Source organism: Flavobacterium sp. LC2016-12 (assembly GCF_015351595.1).
Classification (GTDB): Bacteria; Bacteroidota; Bacteroidia; order Flavobacteriales; family Flavobacteriaceae; genus Flavobacterium.
The window spans coordinates 202,261-224,826 of record NZ_JADKPT010000003.1; the positions used below are offsets into that span (position 1 = coordinate 202,261).

Here is a 22,566-nt window from a genome sequence, read left to right on the forward strand (position 1 = left end):
AGGCATGAAAATTATAATCTTTTATTTTAGAAATATTAATTTGTTAAAAAACCACCATGACCTCTGTATAATTTAATTGGCGCATCTAATGTAACTTTGATGCAAGTCACATATTTATCATCAGCAGTTTCCGGCAAATCAATGTAAACTAATCCCGGAACGGCACTCCATGAAATTTTACCCACCACTTTATGAGTCAATTTTACATTTGAACCCAGAACCTTTATATCCTGAATTTTGTTATCAAGCCCTTTCAACATTAATTGTCCCGAAGTTTTTCCGTGAACAAATAAATAAAGTGTTTTAGAATCTTTAGAAAGTGTAGTCGGTCCGTAGAAATGTCCTAACGGAATTCCCGGAATAGTTCCAAAAATACCTTCACCATTTCTTCTGTTCCAGTCACCTAATTCTTTCAATGTAGAAACAACCGTATCAGGGTAAGTTCCGTCAGGTTTTGGCCCGATGTCTAATAATAAATTTCCTCCATTTGAAACCGCATCAACAAAAATCGTGATAATTTCGTAAGGTGTTTTCCAGTTGGTATCGCTCACACGGTACCCCCAGTTTTCATTCATCGTCATACACAATTCCCACCATTTATAAGCTGGACGAACGACAGGAAAATTTTGTTCCGGAGTATCATAATCTCCATATCCTTGTAAGCGTCCGTTAATAATCGTATTCGGATTTCTGTCTAACATCATTTTACGTGTTTTCTCTGCTTGCCATTCTTCAGCACTGTGCTCCCAGTCTCCATCAAACCACCATAAATCAGGATTATACCAATCTGAAATTTCTTTGATTTGTCCCTGGAAAAACTTTTGAAAGCGTTCCCAACGTGCTGGTTCTTTTTTAATATCGTAACGGGCTTTGTCTTTCAAAAAGCCCGGATAATCATTATGTGTCCAGTCGATCAACGAGAAATAAGCTCCACATTTAATATCTCTTTTTCGTAATTCTTCGAAAAAAGGCTTCACCATATCTTTTTTAGCAGGAGTCGTTTTTACCGAACTCAGTTTACCTAATTTGGTATCATACATCGCTACACCATCATGATGTTTCGTTGTAATTACAGCATATTTTGCACCAGAGTCTTTGATCATCTCAGCCCAGGCTGCAGGATCATAATTACTCAAAGTGTAGCTTTTTTGCTGCTTCATATAATCTTCAACAGAAATTTTTCCATTGTGAAAACTCCATGATTCAGAAACATCGGCAACGGAATAAATTCCGGCGTGAATAAAGATTCCTAGTTTTGCGTCTTCAAACCATTTCATTTTTGGAGCAATATCCGCTGCCGCAATTTTGTTCTGGGCTGTTCCGGTAATAGTTGTTCCGACAACTAAGGCAGTTAAGATTATATTTTTAATCTTTCGATTCATATTGGTTAGGTTTAATTATTTTGGTTTGATGTTTAGTAAAGTGATTGATTATGTTTTCCTTAAATCTTGTCGATTTTTATTTTACAACTTGTAATCTGAGTTGGTATTAAAAAAAAGGCAGATTTCTTTAAAATAAAAACAATCATTATTTAACGCTAAATCTAAACAAATTTGATTTTTGGCAAAACTATTTTAGACGGACGACATGTAAACGAAGATAAACATCAAAAAAAATCACAAAAAACACTTTTATTATGAATTTCAGTTTTGATAAACTTTGTTACATACTGTTGTCGCATCATGCCCTTTTTTGGCTTGATGACGTTTTATTTAATAATTTTAGAGAGGGAAGTTATTTCTGGTGCTTATTGGTATTCCTTTTTTATAAAAAGGCCAGATTTTTCAAATCGTATACCTTTATGTTATTGAATATTTTGATTTTATGAAAAAATAAAATCAAAATATCCTTTTAAACAACATACAATTGTAGATTACAACGAACGATCTAGATGTGTGTAACCACCATCCACATAAATCAACTGACCTGTAGTATGGCTTGATTTATCAGACAATAGGAATGCGGCCATATTGGCGATTTCTTCAGCCGTTGTCATTCTGTTTTCTAACGGAATTTTAGCTGTGATTTCTTTTAATTTTTGCTCTGGATTTTCCAAGGTATTTATCCACGTTTCGTATAATGGCGTATAACATTCAGCCACAATAACTGAATTAACACGTATTCCGTATTTCAATAATTCAACAGCCCATTCGCGGGTTAAAGCATTACGCCCACCGTTTGAAGCTGCGTAAGCTGATGTATTTCCTTGCCCGGTATCAGCAGTTTTCGAACCAATATTTACAATTGCCCCTTTTGTTTTTTTCAACTCTGGCAAAGCATGTTGCGCCATCAAATAATAGTGTACCAAATTTTTATGTATCGATGCGACAAATTTTTCATAATCTCCACTTTCTAAACCTATACCATCATTTACACCCGCATTATTGATTAATCCATCAATACGACCGCAGAGCGCCACTACCTGATCGACAGCACTTTTGCAAGCTTCCGGATTTGTCAACTCTGCTACAACAGACAATGCTTTTCCTCCCTCAGCTTCGATTTCCTTAACAGCGATTTGATTATCTGCCTCAGCTCTTCCTACTATTACGGGAATAGCGCCTTCAGCGGCCAAAACTTTACAGATACCCAATCCTATACCTTTGGCGCCACCTGTTACAATAATTATTTTGTCAGTAAGATTAAGATTCATTTGTTTATTATTTTGGTTGAATAGTTAGTAATTTTCAATAAGTAAAACTTCTTCCAATTGATAAAATTGTATAGCATTTTTGCTCCAGAATTTACCCTGATCTGCTTTCGAAAATTTCGAAAAATAGTGTTCTGTAATAGCACATGATTCTGAATACGAAGCAGCAAGCAAGCAAACCGGCCAGTCACTACCAAACATCAGGCGATCAATTCCAAAAACTTCTGTAATCACATCTAGGCAATAGAAAAAGTCTGTTTCATTCCAATTGTTCCAGTCTGCTTCGGTTACTAAACCTGAGACCTTACACATTACGTTTGGAAATTTTGCAATTGCTCTAATGCCTTTTTCCCATTCCGTAAATTCTTTATTTTTAAAATCCGGCTTTGCCAAATGATCAATAACGAATTTTTGCTTTGGAAATTTTGCAACCAATTTGGCCGCATTTTCCAAATGTTTTGGGAAAATCAAAATGTCATATGTGAAATTGTATTTTGCCAATTTCGAAATTCCATTCTGAAAGCTTTCCAGCAGCATAAAATTAATATCCGATTCTGCCTGAATGATATGTCTGAAGCCTTTTAGTTTTTCGTATTTACTGTATTCGTTCAAACGCGCTTCAATATTTTCTGCACGCAAATCAACCCAGCCAACAACGCCTTTTATAAACTCGTTTTCTTTTGATAAATCTAAAAGAAAACGAGTTTCCTCTTCACTCTGATCAGCCTGTATCGCCACACACCCTGCAAACTGATTTTCAAACAATAAAGGTTTTAAATCAGCAGGTAAAAAATCCCGTCTGATAACTTCCATTTCTTCATTGATCCAGGCATCTTTTACAGGATTATATTTCCAAAAATGTTGGTGGCTATCTATTTTCATGCAAGTCGAATATTTTTTCCATCATCGTCCACTTTTCACCTTCTTTTGCTCCCGGTATTGCTTTTTGATATTTCCACATCAATTCTTCCCATTTTTGCACCACAGCATTATTGGCATCCATCTCCCCTTTTCTTTCAAAAGTAAAAGTTTCATTGGCCTCAATAATCATGAACAATCTGTTGCCAACGCAATAAATATCAAGATTTTCAATACCTGCACTAACAATACTTTCTGTGATTTCAGGCCAGATTTTTTCATGATACTTTTTATACTCCGCGATTAAAACGGGATCCTCATTTAAATCTAATGCGAGACAATGTTTTTGAGTAACCATATTATTTTATTTAAAACTGAAGGTTAAAAACCTAAAATTAGACATTATCATTTACAAAATCATTCAAGATAAAGATCAAATTATTAACTGGCCACTTTAATAACCACTCCAGCTTTTTTTGACAGCTCTGCTCTTAAAGATTTTGGTATTGTGACAGCAATTCCTTCAGCAACATTTTTATAGCTTAGTTTTGTTTTACTATCTAAAAGCATAACATTTAGTTTTCCTTTTAAATTGTTTTTAATAACGATTTCAGCGGGTATTTCTTTTTCATTTACTTTTGGAAGATAAATTCCGAAAACCGTTTTTTCACCTTTTGAAGTATAATACAAATTACCTTCAGAATAAGGAGCAATTGGTTTGGTAGCGTAAATTGCTTCTCCATTAACATCAAGCCATTTACCTACCTCGGCTAAAGCCTGCTCAATTTTTGGTTCAAAATTACCTTTACCATCAGGACCAACGCCAAGCAATAAATTTCCACCTTTAGAAACTATTCCGGTTAATAGCTGAATTACTTCTGTTCCTGATTTGTACTTATCATTTGGTACCCATCCCCAATCATTTCCTAGTGTCACACAGCTTTCCCATGGCACCGGAATTGGTTTTTCCAACACTTTTCGTTCAGGAGTAAGATAATCTTCGTATTCGCCCGGAACCCAACGATCTACGACTATAAGGCCCGGCTGTTTTTTACGAGCCATTTCTGCAATTTGTTTCATATTAATATCCAGATTCTGGCGTCCTTTTTTTTCTGAAGGACGAACCCATCCTCCATCAAGCCATAAAACATCTACTTTCCCATAATTAGTAGTCAATTCATCTAACTGGTTTTGGGTGTATTTCACGAAATTTTGCCATCTTTCAGGATACGTTTTAATATCATAGTTAGGATTTCTGTCTTTCGGCGGATAGTATTTCCACCAAAAATCCTGCGAAGTCCAGTCTGGTTTTGAAAAGTAGATTCCAACTGATAATCCTTCTTTTCTTGAAGCATCCAAAACATTTTTCAATACATCCGGTTTTGGGTTTTTAGCACTTGGCAAATTCGGATTTGTAATTTTGAAATCTGTAAATTTCGAATCATACATACAGAATCCATCATGATGTTTTGAAGTAAAAATCAAATATTTTACTCCGGCATTTTTGAACATTTTCGCCCATTTTTCCGAATCAAGTTGTGTTGGATTTAAACTAAATCTTGCACCGCGATAATCGGAAGCAAAAGAATCATAATCATCATAGCCGTTGCGTGTTACCCAATCTTCAGGTGCTAATCCCCACGATTCACAGATCCCTAATTGACTGTATAATCCCATATGAATCAAGACACCAAATTTATAATCCTGCCACTTAGCCAGATTGTCTTTTACCGCCTGATCTTTTGGACCAATATAAGTGTCACCAGGTATTTTTTCATTTTCCGCCATAACATCGCCCTGCGCGTGAGATAAAGCTCCTATCGCAAAACAGCAAGCTGTGAAAACTAATTTTATTCTGCTTCTCATATTATATATTTTTATTTTCTATAAAAGATTATCTCTTAAAAAGTGAGCTAAAAACGGATTGGTCTAAAAAAATAACTCTATCTACTAAAACGTTTTAAGTTTTCGAACACAGCATTGTGATACAATCTAAAGAAAATAAAATTATTGCATTATTAAGTTTAATTTTAGCTCAAAATTATCATTAATTAAGCATTTATTATCTTTATAATTAATTCCCTAAAAAAGCCCAAAAAAGCTTCGCATTCCAGGAATAAATTTATTGATTGAAAAAAAATATTTCACTTATGGAATAAAAACGCAAAAAGCACCTCTGTAGCTTGCACTAAAATAAACCCGATTTATTAAATTAAAAGTTGTACTTATTATTCTGTGTAAAAACAAGACAGAAATAATCTTATAGATTAATAAAGAAGAAGTTTAAAAAGCCTGAACCAGAGCATTTCTTCTATATTCCTTTGGAGTTGTTCCAATTAATTTCTTGAAGAGCTTATTGAAGTTTGAAGCTGTTTTGTAACCACATTCGTAGGCAATTTCAGAAATTCCCAAATCGGTTTCAATCAAATATTTACAAGCATTTGAAACTCTGATTTCGTTTAGGTATTCTACAAATGCTTTTTTGGTTTTAGATTTAAACATTCTGCAAAATGATGTAGGTGTCAGATTGGCAATTTTAGAAATTTCATCCAATGATATTTCTTCCTTATAATTTGTTTTTACATACTGAAAAACAGCTGCAAGCCGATCATTTTTATTTTCATCACTAACAGAAACATAAGAATCGTCATTAATATATCTGAGATCTTTACTTTTTGATAAAAGAAACAAAATTTCAATAAGTCCCATGACAACTTCAAAACCTTTCTTTTTTAGTAATTTTTCCATCTTTTTAGCAATGACTGCATTCGTTTGTCCCGTAATCGAAACTCCCTTTACACCCTGCGAGAGAAATTTTTTAACCTCCTGAGCTTCCGGCAACTCGTAAAAAGAGTTTCCAAAAAGATCTCTGCTAAAGTAAATCACCATGGCTTTAGCTTTTAAACTATTTATTCCCTTATAAAAAATTTCATCATTAAGCCAAACATGCGGAATATCATCTCCTAGAAAAACCATATCCCCAGATTCGAAAGATTCTACCGAGTTTCCAATAATACGTTTTCCGTGGCTTTCTAAAATATAAACCAACTCAAATTCCGGGTGTGAATGAAAAGGCGATTGAAAAAAAGATTCCTCACGTGAAAACACAGATAGCGACGTATTAGTATAAGAAGCGATATTTGTTTTAACAATTTTCATTTTTTAGAATAACAATGATAATTAATAACTAAATAAGGATAAAATTGGAGTATTTACTAAATTATTTTAGATATAATTTTATATTCCCTAAAAAACAAAAATAGCAAAAAATCTTTACGGCAGTCCTAAATCTGCTTAACAAATTTAAAAAAACGTAAAATTATCGGAAATAAATTGTTAAATCATCAGTTTTGCCGTTTTTTTATTAAATCGATTTAGTAAAAGTCTGAAAAGTTGGAATAAATTAGAAAAAATAAACCCCGAAAAATGAAAAAAAGACTCTTAATTTTCTCTCTTATGTTGTGCATAAATTCGATTGCACAGACAAAAACAACCGGAAATGTAGTTGAATATTTTGGTAAAGAAAAAATTATTACCACTGCCGAAGGAAATGTCTTGTATCATTTCATAAATGGCTATACCCTTCAAACCGAAAGCAGAACAGGTACACTTTTCAACGGACAAGATCCGATAGCCTGGCAATATGCGGTAGGGAAATTTGTGAATCCTAATAAAGAAAAAGGAGACTGGCAGGAAATCCATGTTGATTCTGCTAAGGTTTTCAGTGGAAAGCCAATGCGCTCCGCTTTTCTTTATACACAATATAATGCTTCAAAAGAACAAATTGTCCTTTTAGAAACTACAGGTGGTACGCGTACCTATATAAATGGTCTGCCGCACGAAGGCGATCATTATGATTTTGGTTATACTTTGATTCCGTTTAAACTTAAAAAAGGTGTCAACGAGTTTGTTTACACCAAAGGTCGTTTTGGACGTGTAAAATCTAAAATCATTGTTCCTTCAAAAAGCATTCAATTTACCAAACGAGACTTGACGCTTCCAGATGTTATTAATGGCGAAAAAGACGACAAATGGGCTTCCATTCGTGTAATCAACGCTACTGAAAAAGAATTGAAAAACCTTGTCATCACTGCCACTTTATCAAGCGGAGAAAAAGCCACTTATGCCACGGATGCTATCATGCCTATGTTTGTGAGAAAAGTAAAATTTAAAGTTCCTGCAGCAAAAGCTGATTTTACAGGAGAATTAAAAATGGAACTAACGCTCGCTGACAAAAACGGAAAAATAATCGACAAAACTGAAATTTCAATCCAACAACGCGCTGCGACTGTGCATCATGAACGCACTTTTGTGAGTAAAGTAGATAACAGCGTTCAATATTACAGTATCGCTCCGGCTTTGGGAAGCGGACAAAAAGCACTTGTTCTTTCTGTTCACGGCGCTTCTGTTGAAGCCCGAAATCAGGCAAGAGCTTACAAACAAAAAGACTGGGTTCATATTGTTGCGGCTACCAATCGACGTCCTTTTGGTTTTAACTGGGAAGATTGGGGAAGAATTGATGCTCTCGAAGTTTTGGCTCAAGCCAAAAAAGTATTCAACACTATTCCCGCTCAAACGTACTTAACCGGTCACTCTATGGGCGGTCATGGTACCTGGTTTTTAGGAACAACCTATCCCGGTAAATTTGCGGCCATTGCTCCTTGTGCTTCCTATCCTGATATTTCAATGTACGGATCTGACAAAGGAGATGAAATGCATGATATGTTCAAAGCTTTCGAACCAATCAAACGTTCGGCTAATTCCGGACGCGTTAAAAGCATTGTACAAAATCTGAAACAAGGAGGCGTTTATATGCTGCATGGCGATGCCGATTCGACCGTGCCAATTTCGCAAGTACGTGAAATGCGCCAGATTTTAGGTACCTTTCATCCTAACTTTTGTTATTACGAATATCCTGGAGGTGAGCATTGGTATGGCGATCATTCTGTAGACTGGTTTCCGATTTTTGAATTCTTCAAACGTCAAACGATTCCAGCAAACAAAGAAGTTAAAGAAATTGATTTTCACACTGCGACTCCGGCTGTTTCTTCAACCGATTACTGGATAAAATTACAACAGCAAATAAAACCTTTCGATTTCTCCAATATCAATGCGAAAATTGATAAACAACAAATTAACATCAAAACGGTAAATGTTTCTATAATGGAACTTGATCTGGCCTCACTAGATTTAAAAGGAGAAATCACATTAAATATTGATGATCAGCTGGTAAAAACAACTTCAGATAAAAAAGCAATTCTGAATTTGAAAGACGAAAAATGGGCTTTGATAAACGAAATCAACACAGCCGAAAAGTACGCAGAACGTCAGGGCGGATTTAAATTTGCCTTTGATAATAACGTCGTTTTTGTCTATGCAACGGGCGGTTCTGAATCAGATCGTGAATGGTATTTAAACAGAGCCCGTTTTGACTCAGAGACTTTCTATTATAGAGGAAATGGAAGTATCGACGTGATTTCAGACAAAGAATTTTCATTAGAAAAATACAAAGACAGAAATGTGGTGCTTTACGGAAATGCATTAAACAATAGCGCGTGGAAATTACTTTTGCAAAATGCTCCAATTCAGATTGACAATCAACAAATAAAAGTGGGTGAAAAAACCCTAAAAGGAGATGACTTGGCTGCCTATTTTGTCGTACCAAGAAATGACAGTAAAACTGCAATGGTCGGTGTTGTGGGAGGAACTTCTGAGAAAGGAATGAAAGCAACCTGGGCAAACAATTATATTTCCGGAATTACCGGATTTCCAGATGTAATGATATTTAAAGCAGATTTACTTTTGAATGGGTTACCAGCTATGAAAGTAACCGGTTTCTTTGATAATGACTGGTCAGCCACAACGCTGGCATTTTTTAATTAAAAAATAAAAACTAAAAACTAAAATCTCTGAGTTAAAAATAGTGTCGAAATTTATTTACTAATACGATTTAGGAATTAAATAAAAACACTTATTTTTAACAACCAAAGCAAATAAAAAGACACTAACAATATGAACAATCGTAGAAATTTTCTAAAAACAGCTGCAATGGCTTCGGCCGCCGTAGCGCTAAGTTCTTTCACTGGAAAACCAGAAGAGAATGAAGAACATGATAACACTCTTTCTGATGGAAAAATAAGAAAACCAATTGTACTTTCTACCTGGAATTTTGGTTTAAAAGCCAATGAAGCTGCCTGGGAAGTATTGAAGAAAGGTGGACGCGCTTTGGATGCTGTAGAAGCAGGAGTAAAAATTCCGGAAGGTGATCCAACAGAAAGAAGTGTTGGTTACGGAGGAAGACCTGACAGAGACGGACGAGTGACCTTAGATGCCTGTATCATGGACGAAATGTCTAATATTGGTTCTGTTGGTTGTCTGGAATTTATTAAACATCCTATTTCTGTTGCTCGTGCCGTAATGGAAAAAACACCGCACGTAATGTTGGTGGGTGACGGAGCGCTTCAATTTGCATTGGCACAAGGTTTTCCAAAAGAAAATCTATTGGTTCCGGATTCTGAAAGAGAATGGAAAGAATGGTTAAAAACTTCAGAATACAAACCAATTGCTAATATTGAAAATCACGATACTATTGGAATGATTGCTTTGGATGCTGCTGGAAATCTTTCGGGAGCCTGTACAACAAGCGGAATGGCTTTTAAAATGCACGGACGTTTAGGCGATTCTCCTATCATTGGTGCGGGTCTTTATGTTGATAACGAAATTGGTGCTGCAACTGCAACGGGTCATGGCGAAGAAGTGATTAGAATTTCAGGAAGTCATTTGGTTGTTGAATTGATGCGTCAGGGAAAATCGCCGCAAAAAGCTTGTGAGGAAGCTGTTTTGAGAGTGGTAAAACTGATGAAAAACAGAAACAAAGATTTAAAAGATATTCAGGTTGGATTTATTGCCCTGAACAAAAAAGGCGATTATGGTTCTTATTGCGTTCAAAGTGGTTTTAACTACGCTGTTTATGATGAAACCGGGAACAAATTGATTAACCCTGAGTTTTTCCTAAAATAATCCGTTATAACTAATTACCAAAAAACCATACAATGAAAAATAAATTCAAATTATTATATACGGCATTTGTGTGCGCTAGTGCGCTTTCAATGCATGCACAGGGTGACTTCAGTATGAAAGCTGACAAAACCGAAGAAGAAGGCTACGTTATGACAAAAGATCCCTTAGTGAAAGCTAATTTGGATAAATGGCAGGGTTACAAATTTGGGGTTTTAATTCATATGGGACTTTATTCGCAATTGGGAATTGTAGAATCATGGGGATTAGCTCCGGAAGATTGGGTTAGCAGAGATGGATACGACGACTATTATAAATATGCTACGGATTACAGAAACACCAAATTCAAATTAAATCCGACGAATTTAAACTCCGAAAAATGGGCAAAAATGTTCAAAAATGCAGGAGCAAAATACATGATTTTCACTTCGAAACATCATGATGGATTCTGTATGTATGATTCGAAATTTACTGATTTTAAAATCACGAATCCAGAATTGCCATACGCCAAAAATCCAAAGGCAGATGTATTAAAAGATGTATTGGATGCTTCAAGAAAAGAAGGTTTGGCTGTTGGTGTTTATTTCTCAAAACCAGACTGGACAACAGAAAATTTCTGGTGGTCTTATTATCCTCCAAAAGACAGAAACCCAACTTATGACATCAAAAAATTCCCGGAAAGATGGCAAAGTTATGTACAATACACTCAAAATCAGTTGAACGAATTGACTACAAACTACGGAAAAGTGGATATTCTTTGGCTTGACGGATGTTGGGTTCGTCCGTTATCAACCATCAACAAAAAAGTAGAAGAGTTCTGTAAATATCCTTATGATATGGATATCAATATGAAATTGGTTTCAGAAACAGCCCGTAAAAAACAGCCTGGAATGCTGGTTGTAGACCGCTGGGTTCCGAGTGAATACGAGAATTATCTAACGCCTGAGCAAAAAACACCTGAGAAACCATTAAGTGTGCCTTGGGAAAGTTGTATAACTCTTGGCGGAGCCTGGGGATGGGTACCAAACGACCACTATAAATCTTCAAAAGAAGTAATTCAATTGATGACAAGTATTGTAGTAAAAGGCGGAAATCTATTATTAGGTGTTGGACCAGATGCAAAAGGAGAATTTGACCCTAAAATTGAAACCACTTTAGCTAAAGTTGGAAAATGGTTATCAGTAAATGGTGAAGCTATTTATGACACCAAACCGGTTGCGCCTTACTTAGATGGAAAAGTGGGTTATACGCAGAAGGAAAAGTCAATTTACGGAATTTATATGCCTGCCAAAGACGAAAAAGAATTACCTACGGAAATTACTATCAAAACGGCTATTAAAGGCAATCTAAAGGCTTCTTTGCTAAACAACAAACAAAAACTGACCAGTAAAAAAGTAGACGGTGGCATCGTTGTTACAATCCCAAATGAATTGAGAACTTCATTAGCCAATCAGGAAGCGGTTGTAATTAAAGTAACACAATAATTGATACAAGATCAAATGAAAAAACTAGTATTAACTTTCTTAGCCTGTTTTACCTTTTTGTCAATGACAGCGCAGAAAATTGGTCCACCAGCTCCTTATGGAGCTTTGCCAACTGAACCGCAATTGCGTTGGCAGGAACTGGAACAATATGTATTGGTACATTTTACACCAACCACTTTTCAAAATAAAGAATGGGGTTATGGTGATGCAGATCCTAAAATCTTCAATCCGTCAAAATTTGATGCAGGTCAGATTGTGAATGCTGCCAAAGATGGCGGTTTTAAAGGCGTTATTTTTGTTGCCAAACACCACGATGGATTTTGTTTATGGCCAACCAAAACCACTGCTTACAACATCAGCGCAAGCCCTTTCCGTGATGGAAAAGGCGATATGGTGAAAGAATTTGAAGTGGCAGCACGCAAAGCCGGAATGAAATTCGGTCTTTATTGCTCGCCTTGGGATCGAAATAATGAAGATTACGGAAAACCTGAATATGTAGAAAAATACAGAAATCAGTTGAGAGAATTGTACACGAATTATGGCAACTTATTTATTACCTGGTTTGATGGTGCCAATGGTGGAGACGGTTATTATGGTGGTAAAAATGAAAAAAGAAATATTGACAGAGCAACTTATTACGGCTGGGATAAAACATGGGGCATATCCCGTGAATTACAACCCGGAGCTGTTATTTTTGCTGATAATGGCGATGTGCGCTGGGTCGGGAACGAAAGAGGTTTTGCAAATGAAACTTCATGGGCAACTTTTACTCCGGAACCAATAGCAGGCAAAACAGTGGCTGTTCCAGGAGAAACGGATTCTGATAAAGCTCAGGGCGGGACGCGAAACGGTAAGTACTGGAAACCGGCTGAATGTGATGTACCGCTTAGAAATGGATGGTTTTATCATGCCAATGAAGATAACAATGTAAAATCTGTTTCGGAGTTATTCGAAATTTACTTGAAATCAGTTGGAAGAGGTGCTGGAATGGATATCGGAATTTCGCCCAATACAGAAGGTTTATTGCATCAGAATGATGTTAAGAGTTTGAAAGATTTTGGTGCCTTTCTAAAGAAATTATTCGCAGATAATCTTGCGCAATCGGCTGTGATTACGGCTTCTGAAGTTCGAGGCGAAAATCAGATCTTTTACGGAACCAAAAATCTTACAGACAATGATCGCTATTCCTATTGGGCAACCAGTGATGAAGTAAAAAAAGCAACCCTTACATTAGAATGGCATAAAGAACAAACCTTTAATATCATTCGTTTAAGAGAAAACATCAAATTAGGTCAGCGTATTGAGAAAGTGGAAATTGATGCTTTTATTGGTGGAATTTGGAAAAAAGTAGGCGAAGCTACAAGTATTGGCGCCAATCGACTGGTACGTTTATCAAATTATATCACAACTACAAAATTGAGAATTACTATTAAAGAATCTCCTGTTTGTATTGCTTTAAGTGATATTGGTGTTTTTAGAGAGCCGGAACTATTGCCACTTCCAAAAATTAAAAGAGACAAGGATGGGAATGTTTCGATCACTACGGAAACAAACGTAAATCAAATTCGTTACACCATTGACGGAACGGAACCTACTGCACAATCTCCAATTTTTGTAAGCCCATTTCCATTTTTAACATCAGGTGATATAAAAGCCAAATCTTTTGGAACGGATATGAAATCTGGTGAAACTGCCATTCAATCCTTCAACGTTTATAAAAAAGACTGGAAAATAGTTACTGTCTCTTTTGAAAATGAGGAAAAGGAATCAGCATTAAACGCTATTGATGAAAATGCCGAAACTTTCTGGAGTACAGCTGATAACACATCATTAACGCCTTTACCTCAGTTCATAGTTCTTGATATGGGACAGGAAATGGAATTCACAACCTTATCTTATTTGCCTCGTCATAACGGAACAGGTGGAATTGTAAAAAATTACCAATGGGAAATAAGCACTGACGGTATAAACTGGAGAACGGTTGCTGAAGGTGAATTTGCTAATATCAAAAGTAATCCGGTGGAGCAAAACATCACTTTAAAAACATCGGCGAAAGCCCGATATATTAAGTTTATTGGAAAAACCAGTGTAGACGGAAGATATATTTCTATCGCAGAAATTGGTATAAAAACACAATAATCCTATTTTCCTTTACAAAATTAAACAATACAAAAAAGTCCATTCGATGCATCGAATGGACTTTTTTGTATCATGTATATAAAGAAACTTTTATTCCGCTACAAAGGTTGTGTGCTATTAATCCATCAGTCCTTCTGTATACTTTCTTGCAACTACTTCAAATGTCGGCTTCAAAAAATCCTGAAAAGCAGTTGCTTCTTCGAGGCTTTTAAAAGATATCAAATTTTCATCAAGTCTGGCAATTATTCGAAAATTAAGAAAGTTAATATAGTCTTGAAAGTTTTCCAGATATTGATACTTTGCAAGATCCAATTCGGTACCTGACAATTTTTCGAACGGTTGTCGCTTTGCGTTTATGTATTCTTCTGCATCTTTAATAAATTCTTCTCTGACATTTTCGTAGCTCATAACCTGATTTTTAAAACATTATTACAGCCCTTTTCCATCGCTAATACGAACGCGAAAACAAATATAGAAATATTATTCCTGAATCACTTTCAGCGTTGTTCCGTTTACAAAATCATCATGTGAAATAAAGAAACTATTAAGGGTTTTTCCATTTAACTGAATTTCTTTGATTTTCCCGTCACTATTGACTTCGCGCTGAATTACGATATTTTCTTTCTTGTAATATCTTGGATCTAATTGAATCGTTATTTTATCAAACATTGGCGTTGTAAGCGTATAAATTGGATCTCCCGGTGATATTGGATAGAATCCCATCATGGAATACACCAGCCATGCCGACATCGTTCCTGTATCATCATTTCCAGGTAATCCTTTTGGCTCATTCTTGAAATGCTCTCTTACTAACTTCTTCACCATTTCCTGACTCTTCCACTCCTCACCTTTTACATAATTGAACAAATAAGGATACGCAATATCCGGCTCGTTTGCCATATCAAATTGTTTGATATCAAAAACTTTTTGCAATTGATCAGAGAAAGGTTTATCACCGCCCATTAATTTTATCAATCCCCTGATATCATGAGGAACCATAAAAGCATATTGCCAGGCGTTGCCTTCGATAAATCCAACATTTGCCTGAAAATTAGCTCCTGCTATAGGATCAAAAGGTTCGTACCAATTGTCTGTAGCGGTTCTTGGTCGAAGTAGTTTTAAATCTTTGTCATATAATTTTCGGTAGGATAATGAGCGTTTAGTAAAACGTTTATAATCTTCTTTTTCGCCTAAAGCTTTCGCTAAAAGTGAAATCGCATAGTCTGAAGTATTATATTCAAGTGTTGTAGAAACCGGTCCAGGATAATTGGTTGATAAATATCCTTTATCCAAATATTCTTTAAGGCCCGGACGCAAAGGGTTCTCTTCAATTTGGTCTGCCCCTTTTAGCATGGCATGATACGCTTTATAAATATCAAAATCCTGAATCCCTCTTAAACAAGCATCTACGATAACGATACTCGCCGGATCTCCAACCATGGTAAATGTTTCGGTTGAATTTAATTCCCATTTGGGCAGCCAGCCGTTTTCATCATACATTTCCAACATGCTTTTAATCATGTCCGATTGTTGTTTTGGATAAACCAGAGAGGTTAACGGATGCATATTTCGATAGGTATCCCACAAAGAAAATACCGTATAACGTGTGTCTGTGGTTCTTCCAATCTTGGTCCGTTTTATTTGAGGATATTCTCCATTAACATCATTTAAAGTGTTAGGATGAATTAAAGTATGGTACAAGGCGGTATAAAATATAACTTTATCCTGATAAGAACCACCTTCAACTAAAATTTTAGAAAGCTCTTTGTTCCATTCATCATATGTTTCTTTATAAACAGCATCAAATGATTTACCTCCGGTTTCTCTTTCTAAATTTTCACGGGCATTTTCAATACTTACATAAGAAACTCCTATTTTAACTTCGACTGTTTCTTTTTTATCAAATTCATAGGAAAAATAAGTTCCAATACTATCTCCAACAACCGTTTTAATGGTGTTTTTCATCATTCGGGTTTTACCATTGTAACCCATCCATTGTGCTTCTGTACCTTCGTATTTTGGTGTTTTTTTCCAAACTCCGAAGTGATTGGCCGGTTTTGAAAATTTGGCCACAAAATAAACCGGATAAGCATCTTCCGGACTATTATAACAAAACGAACCTACAGAACGCATTCCTTCAATTTCTGTTGATGAAACCACTTTTAACATGGCGCCTTCTTCATTTGTTAATCCTAAACCTAAATTTAGTAAGATATTAGATTTTCCTTTCGGGAAAGTGAATTTGCTGACTCCTACTCTTTTCGAAGCTGTAAATTCTCCTTTAATTTTATATTTATCAATATCAACGCTGTAATAACCCGTTTTGGCAACTTCCTTAGAATAAGTAGAACCGTATTTCAAATGATTGGTTTCAACCGCTCCAGTTGTTGGCATTAGCAACAACACACCTAAATCAGGACAGCCTACGCCGCTTAAATTCACCTGACTAAATCCAGTCAGAAAAGTGTTTTCATTTACGTATGGATTCGACAACCACTGACTGTCTTTTTCTAAAGGTCGGTTTTGAGGTCCCGCCACATTAAAAGGACTAATACTTGCCATTCCTCGTGGCGCAATTGGTCCCGGAAAAGCAGCACCATAATTTGAAGTTCCGATCAACGGATTTACAAAATCTACAGGCTCTTGTCCAAATGTGTTTATGCTAAAAAACAGCATGCAAAAAAAGCATGCTGTCTGGATTGTTGTATTTCTCATTTCTTTTTTAGCTATTATTACTTCAGCTATTTTAATTGACTAAAATTTCATCTACAAATAACCATGAACTGTCTCCTTTTGGGCTCTTTCTTAAGTTAACTGCTATGATCTTGATAAATCTGGTATTTTGCTTGTCAAAAGTAATTATAAAATCTTTTAATTCCGATACAGGATTTGATGCATAAGTGCGATTCACCTTTCCTACTTCTTTGTAATTGATGCTATCGTTTGAAACTAAGACTTTTACTTGTAACGGAAAATTTATTCCCGCTCCCTGACTTTCCAAAGTTCCAACTATTACCTGTTGAATATTTAGTTGTTGTTCAAGATCAATCACGATTTCCATATCATTTACTAACCATGCCTGCCATTGCCCATCATGAAAGTTTTTAGAACCACGAATTGCATTCACCATTCCAAAAGGTCCGTCACCTTTGTAATTACCGTTGTATGGTGTTAGGTAACTTACTTTATGTCCAACTCCTTTATGAAATACAATTGTATCTGTAAATGTTTTTCCAACTGGTTTGTCATTTTGAAATAAGGATGCTTTTAGGATCGTTGTTCCGTTAAACGGAATTGGATTTGTGTATTTTAAAGCCTGTTGATCCAATGGTTTATTGCCCAAAACATAACGAATATCAGGATTTGGAAATTCATTTTTCAAAGTAACATTAATTTGTTTTTGAGCTAAATCTGCCGTTGAAGAAGCCGTTACCAAATAAGCACTTTTTGCATAATTGATTCCCAAATAATTATAACGCTGTAATAATGACGTTAATCTTGTCGTAAAATCATTCCAGTTGCGGCTTTCTTTCGGACTCCATAGAGTCTCAGATAAAGCAGCCAATCTCGGGAAAATCATATATTCTGAAGCACTTGGACTCGAAAGAAATTCTGCCCATAAATTCGCCTGTCCACCTAATACATGCTTTGCCTGATCTGGTGTCATCGTCGAAACCACAGGATCAAATTCGTACACTTTATTTAATGGATTATAAGCATCAAAAGCTAAAGGTTCTTCATTTTGAGGTCCCTGATAAAAATTGAAATAACAAGGCGATTCCGGTGTCATAATAACATCATGACCCTGTTCCGCAGCTTCAATACCGCCTTTGGTTCCTCTCCAGCTCATTACAGTGGCTTCAGGAGCTAAACCTCCTTCTAATATCTCATCCCAGCCAATTAGTTTTTTGCCTTTAGAATTGATGTATTTCTCCATTCTTTTTACAAAATAACTTTGCAATTCATGGCTATTTTTCAAACCATTTTCCTGCATTCTTTTTTGACAATTCGGACATTTATCCCAATTGGTTTTAGTCGCTTCATCACCTCCAATATGAATGTATTTTGAAGGAAAAATGGTAACCACTTCATCGATTACATTCTGAAGGAACTCAAATGTTGTTTCTTTTCCGGCACAATAAATATCAGTAATGGGCCATAAACCTCCTGACGGAACTCCAATGCGCTGATCAAAACAAGCCAGTTCAGGATATGCCGCAATAGCACTGCTTACGTGTGCCGGCATTTCGATTTCAGGAATAATTTCAACATTTTTTGATGCAGCATATTTTACGATCTCTTTTAATTCATCCTGAGTTAAAAAGCCTCCATACGTTCCTTTTTCATCTGGATTTGTGGTAAGTCTGGCATTCCAGGATAAACTTTCCTGATCGACTCTCCATGCTCCTACTTCGGTTAATTTTGGATATTTTTTGATTTCAATTCTCCATCCCTGATCGTCTACTAAATGCAAATGCAAAACGTTCATTTTGTGCATTGCCAAACGATCAATCGTAGCCAGAATATAGTTTTTATCAAAGAAATGACGTGATAAATCCAACATTAAACCTCTCCATTGAAAACGAGGCTTATCATTAATAAGCAAACTCGGAATTTGCCATTTTTGTTTCGGAATAACATTTTTACTTTCAATTACAACCGGAAGCAATTGTCTGATACTTTCTAATCCGTAAATAAAACCGGCTTGCCCTTTGGCTGTAATAGTAATGAATTTCGAATTTACATCTAATATATAGGCTTCTTTCTCTAAAGTTTCATCTACTTTAAATTGCACATAATTGCTATTCGGAATCGCAGTCGATAATTCAGGACGAAATCCTCCTGCTTTTTCAAACTTACTTATCAGCGCATTGGAGATTTCTTTTTGAAAATCAGTTACAGCAATAAATTTTGTGCTTTTAGAAAATTCAAATACGCCCTTGTTTATTACTAATTGTGTTGGTTTCGGAATAATTTTAATGTCTTTTTCCGTGTACACTTTTTGACTATAACCCGCAGTTAAAACGGCTAAGAAGATTAAGACAAATAATGGTTTTAATGTCCTCATAAATTTATTTTAAAGATGGTGTAATTTTAAATTGATACTGACAATTTTTGTCCTTTAAAAGGTATTTTTCCATTGGCCACGCTTGCCAGCTATCAATACCTCCTACACCCATTTGTTTGTAATCAATTTTCAAACTGGTTAAATCTTTTTCCTTTAATTCAGCTGCGTGTCTTTGATCTTTTTTCAACCCGTCATCTAAATCTTCATTTAAATAATGCAAAGCGGTTATTGACAACAAATTATCTGATTTTACTGTTAATTTCAATTTATCGTTTGCTAATTCAACCCAACGAATATCCGTTTTATTTCCGGTTTCCTGCGGGCGGATATAAGGATAATACTGTTCTGAAACTGTTTGTGTATAAAGCCCTACTTGCGAACTGTAATTTCTGTCAATGTAATTTTCGTGTGGGCCTCTTCCGTAATATGTCATGTTGCTAAAATCTTTCGGAACAATTATTTCCATACCAAATCTTGGCAGCATTGGTTGTTCTTTTGTTTTCTCAATGTTTAATTGTTCTTTCACGCTTAATTCTCCGTTGCCGCTAAGTTCGTAATTCAAAACTAATTTTGAAACAACCTGAGGTAAATCATACGTTGCCGTAACAATAATTTTATTGTCTTTTGCTACATAAGACCAATTTATAAGAGTAGGGTTCTCTGTTGCATCTTTCCATGGTTTCAATTTTTCCTGAAGATAAGCTCCAAAGTCATTGTCGTTTGGTGCCCTCCATAAATTAGGACGTAATTGATAACCTTCTTTTATAATTATCTGATTTTGAAAGAAATAACCATTTATAAAACCCGTTTTTTTATCAAAAGCAATTTCCATTTTATCGCTTTTAAAAACGGTACTATTTTCCTTCTTCTCTACCGTTATTTTTGAAGTGCCTTCGATTTTAATATCGTTTTTCCAGCTTCCTTTAAATGCCAGTTGCTCTGTTGCAATTTGGAAACCTTTTGGTAAAAATGGTTCATCTTGTTTAATATGATACGTCACATTTATGAAAGCCTCCCGAAACTGTTTTCCATCTAAATTAACTGGTAATTTATACGATTTCGATTCATTAGATTTTATTTCTAAATCATCAATAACACCGCTTTCAGTCTCTTTTCCATCCAGGATTAATTTCCAATGCAAACTCACATTGCTTAAATCTTTAAATGAAAATTCGTTGTAGACTTTTATAGTCGCCGTTTCTTTATTTCCCCAAGAAGTCAGGATATTTTGATACACATTTCGCATTTCAAAAGCATGCGGGTTTGGTTTTCTTTCCGGGCTAAAAACGCCATTGTCCAAAAAGTTATTATCACTTGGTGTATCCTTAGGTCCAAAATCTCCTCCGTAAGCCAATACTACCGTTCCGTCTGGTTGTGTTTTATAAACCGACTGGTCAATCATGTCCCAAATAAAACCGCCCTGAAAATTTGGGTATTTTCTGATAATATCCCAATAATCTTTGAAATTCCCCATCGAATTTCCCATGGCATGCGCATATTCACACATAATGTAAGGTCTTGACGGATTTGGGTTTGCTAATATATATTCTTCCATTTTATCAGGTGAACTGTACATCGGATCAATAATATCTGAATTCCATTCGTATTTTAGATCCTTTCCGTCCCATGCTCCGGCAGTCGCTCTTTCGTACTGAATAGGTCTTGATTTATCGCGGTCTTTTATCCACAAATATCCTCTGTAAAAATTATAACCGTTACCCGCTTCATTCCCCATACTCCAGATAATAATGGAAGGATAGTTTTTATCACGTTCTACCATGCGCTGCATGCGTTGTAAATGCGCCAGCTCCCAACTCGGTTTATTACCAAGGGTTTTGGTAAGATCATAACCCATTCCATGAGATTCGACATTCGCCTCATCTACCACATAGATTCCGTATTTATCACATAATTCATAAAAATATTCATCGTTTGGATAGTGCGCCAATCTCACGGCATTAATATTAAATTCTTTCATCAATTTAATATCTTCTTCCATGCGTTCTCTTGAAACTGTTTGCCCTGTAACAGGGTCCGTTTCATGACGATTCACTCCTTTTATGTAAATAGCTTTTCCGTTAACCAAAAGCTGTCCACCCTTAATTTCTACTTTTCTAAAGCCAATATTTTGATTAATAACTTCAATAATATTTCCTTTATTATTTTTCAGAAGGAAACTAACCTGATATAAATTCGGAATTTCAGCACTCCATTTCTTCGGATTATTTACAGCAAAGTCAAAGGTTTGTTTTTCGCTTAAAGCGGAAATAGTTTTAGAAGTAATAATTTTATCACCCTCTTTCAATTGAACCTCTAAAGCATAATTGTCTTTTTTATTTACAGCAGAAAATTCAGTGGAGATTTTTAAACTTCCATTTAAATAAGAAGCGTCTAAATCCGGAACGATTTCATAATCTTTCAAATGTGTTTTGTTACGTGCAACCAAATAAGAATCTCTTGTAATACCGCTAAATCTCCAGAAATCCTGACATTCTAAATAGGAACCGTCACTCCATTTCATCACTTTTAAAACGATCGTGTTTTTACCGATTTTCACATATTTATTAAGATTAAATTCAGATGGCAATTTTCCATCTTCACCATAACCTACATAAACACCATTTACCCAAACCGTAAGATTTGATTTTGCAGTTCCAATATGAAGAAAAATATCTTTTCCTTCCCACGATTTATCGATTGTGATTTCGCGTCTGTACACCCCAGTCGGATTGTAATTTGTAGGAACAAAAGGTGGATTTACTTTTATGTATTTTGCAAAATCATATGTTGTATTGGTATACACAGGAAAACCATAACCATTTACATCCCAGCTTGCCGGAATTTTAAAATTATCCCAAGACTGGTCGTTAAAATTACTTTTTTCAAATTCCTTTGGAAGATCTGCCGGGCTGTCAACATATTTAAATTTCCAGGCTCCGTTAATGTCTAAATAGTTTTTTGATGAGCGCCAGTCGTTATTTGCTGCTAATTTTTCATTCTCAAAAACATAATAGGCCGAGTGCATTGGCTCTCTATTATCTTCATTTATTTTTTCATTTTGCCAAAAAAGAGTACTTTCCTGTGCCTGAACAGAAAATATAGAAACTATGGTGAGTGCGGCAATGAATATATTTTTTTTCATTATTTGATTTTTACTCTTGTAAATTCTTAAATTTTATTCCGTGAGAAAAATAATAAAACACTTCTTCTTACGAAATAAAAACACATACTATAATAAAACAAACAGAACCATAATTGTTATTATGGCTCAGGATATAAATATAAAGTTACTTTTAATTAAAATCCGAATATCTGCACTAACCAACTCAGCAGATATCCGGATTTAACAA

The 22,566-nt window shown here is 35.4% G+C and carries 14 protein-coding genes; 4 read left to right on the top strand and 10 right to left on the bottom strand.

Annotation, left to right across the window (positions count from 1 at the left end; genetic code table 11):
- Positions 1-35 precede the first annotated feature (35 nt).
- The 6 genes from IRZ99_RS07360 to IRZ99_RS07385 form a co-directional block, all read right to left on the bottom strand.
- Positions 36-1,382 (bottom strand): alpha-L-fucosidase, encoded by a 1,347-nt coding sequence (locus tag IRZ99_RS07360; RefSeq protein ID WP_194656651.1) that lies wholly within the window; start codon positions 1,380-1,382, stop codon positions 36-38.
- A gap of 491 nt (positions 1,383-1,873) precedes the next feature.
- Positions 1,874-2,653 carry an SDR family oxidoreductase gene (locus tag IRZ99_RS07365; protein WP_194656652.1) on the bottom strand — a complete coding sequence of 260 codons (780 nt, stop codon included), beginning with the start codon at positions 2,651-2,653 and terminating at the stop codon, positions 1,874-1,876.
- A 24-nt stretch (positions 2,654-2,677) separates the two neighbouring features.
- Entirely contained in the window at positions 2,678-3,532 is an 855-nt protein-coding gene (locus IRZ99_RS07370) for an amidohydrolase (RefSeq protein WP_194656653.1), read from the bottom strand.
- Positions 3,519-3,866 carry an L-rhamnose mutarotase gene (locus IRZ99_RS07375; protein WP_194656654.1) on the bottom strand — a complete coding sequence of 116 codons (348 nt, stop codon included), beginning with the start codon at positions 3,864-3,866 and terminating at the stop codon, positions 3,519-3,521. The genes IRZ99_RS07370 and IRZ99_RS07375 overlap by 14 nt, the downstream gene beginning before the upstream one ends.
- Before the next feature lie 83 nt (positions 3,867-3,949).
- Positions 3,950-5,374 (bottom strand): alpha-L-fucosidase, encoded by a 1,425-nt coding sequence (locus IRZ99_RS07380; protein WP_194656655.1) that lies wholly within the window; start codon positions 5,372-5,374, stop codon positions 3,950-3,952.
- Positions 5,375-5,791: 417 nt separating this feature from the next.
- The gene (locus IRZ99_RS07385; protein ID WP_194656656.1) at positions 5,792-6,667 is read right to left on the bottom strand and encodes an AraC family transcriptional regulator; all 876 of its coding nucleotides are present in this window, start codon (positions 6,665-6,667) and stop codon (positions 5,792-5,794) included.
- A 267-nt stretch (positions 6,668-6,934) separates the two neighbouring features.
- On the opposite strand from IRZ99_RS07385, the gene IRZ99_RS07390 reads away from it, so the two are divergent.
- The 4 genes from IRZ99_RS07390 (at position 6,935) to IRZ99_RS07405 (ending at position 14,148) form a co-directional block, all read left to right on the top strand.
- Positions 6,935-9,391 carry an alpha/beta hydrolase-fold protein gene (locus IRZ99_RS07390; protein WP_194656657.1) on the top strand — a complete coding sequence of 819 codons (2,457 nt, stop codon included), beginning with the start codon at positions 6,935-6,937 and terminating at the stop codon, positions 9,389-9,391.
- 129 nt (positions 9,392-9,520) lie between these two features.
- Positions 9,521-10,528 (top strand): isoaspartyl peptidase/L-asparaginase family protein, encoded by a 1,008-nt coding sequence (locus IRZ99_RS07395; protein ID WP_194656658.1) that lies wholly within the window; start codon positions 9,521-9,523, stop codon positions 10,526-10,528.
- A 32-nt stretch (positions 10,529-10,560) separates the two neighbouring features.
- Positions 10,561-12,009 (top strand): alpha-L-fucosidase, encoded by a 1,449-nt coding sequence (locus IRZ99_RS07400; RefSeq protein ID WP_194656659.1) that lies wholly within the window; start codon positions 10,561-10,563, stop codon positions 12,007-12,009.
- A 15-nt stretch (positions 12,010-12,024) separates the two neighbouring features.
- Entirely contained in the window at positions 12,025-14,148 is a 2,124-nt protein-coding gene (locus IRZ99_RS07405) for an alpha-L-fucosidase (RefSeq protein ID WP_194656660.1), read from the top strand.
- A 117-nt stretch (positions 14,149-14,265) separates the two neighbouring features.
- Here the strand turns inward: IRZ99_RS07405 and IRZ99_RS07410 are convergent, their stop codons facing one another.
- From IRZ99_RS07410 to IRZ99_RS07425, 4 genes are all read right to left on the bottom strand, one after another.
- Positions 14,266-14,556 (bottom strand): hypothetical protein, encoded by a 291-nt coding sequence (locus IRZ99_RS07410; RefSeq protein WP_194656661.1) that lies wholly within the window; start codon positions 14,554-14,556, stop codon positions 14,266-14,268.
- A gap of 72 nt (positions 14,557-14,628) precedes the next feature.
- Positions 14,629-16,863: a GH92 family glycosyl hydrolase gene (locus tag IRZ99_RS07415; RefSeq protein WP_194656662.1), complete on the bottom strand. Its 2,235-nt coding sequence runs from the start codon at positions 16,861-16,863 to the stop codon at positions 14,629-14,631.
- A 31-nt stretch (positions 16,864-16,894) separates the two neighbouring features.
- Positions 16,895-19,216 (bottom strand): beta-N-acetylhexosaminidase, encoded by a 2,322-nt coding sequence (locus tag IRZ99_RS07420; RefSeq protein WP_194656663.1) that lies wholly within the window; start codon positions 19,214-19,216, stop codon positions 16,895-16,897.
- A 4-nt stretch (positions 19,217-19,220) separates the two neighbouring features.
- Complete coding sequence (locus IRZ99_RS07425) at positions 19,221-22,358, bottom strand: glycoside hydrolase family 2 TIM barrel-domain containing protein (RefSeq protein ID WP_194656664.1); 3,138 nt, start codon at positions 22,356-22,358, stop codon at positions 19,221-19,223.
- Positions 22,359-22,566: the final 208 nt, after the last annotated feature.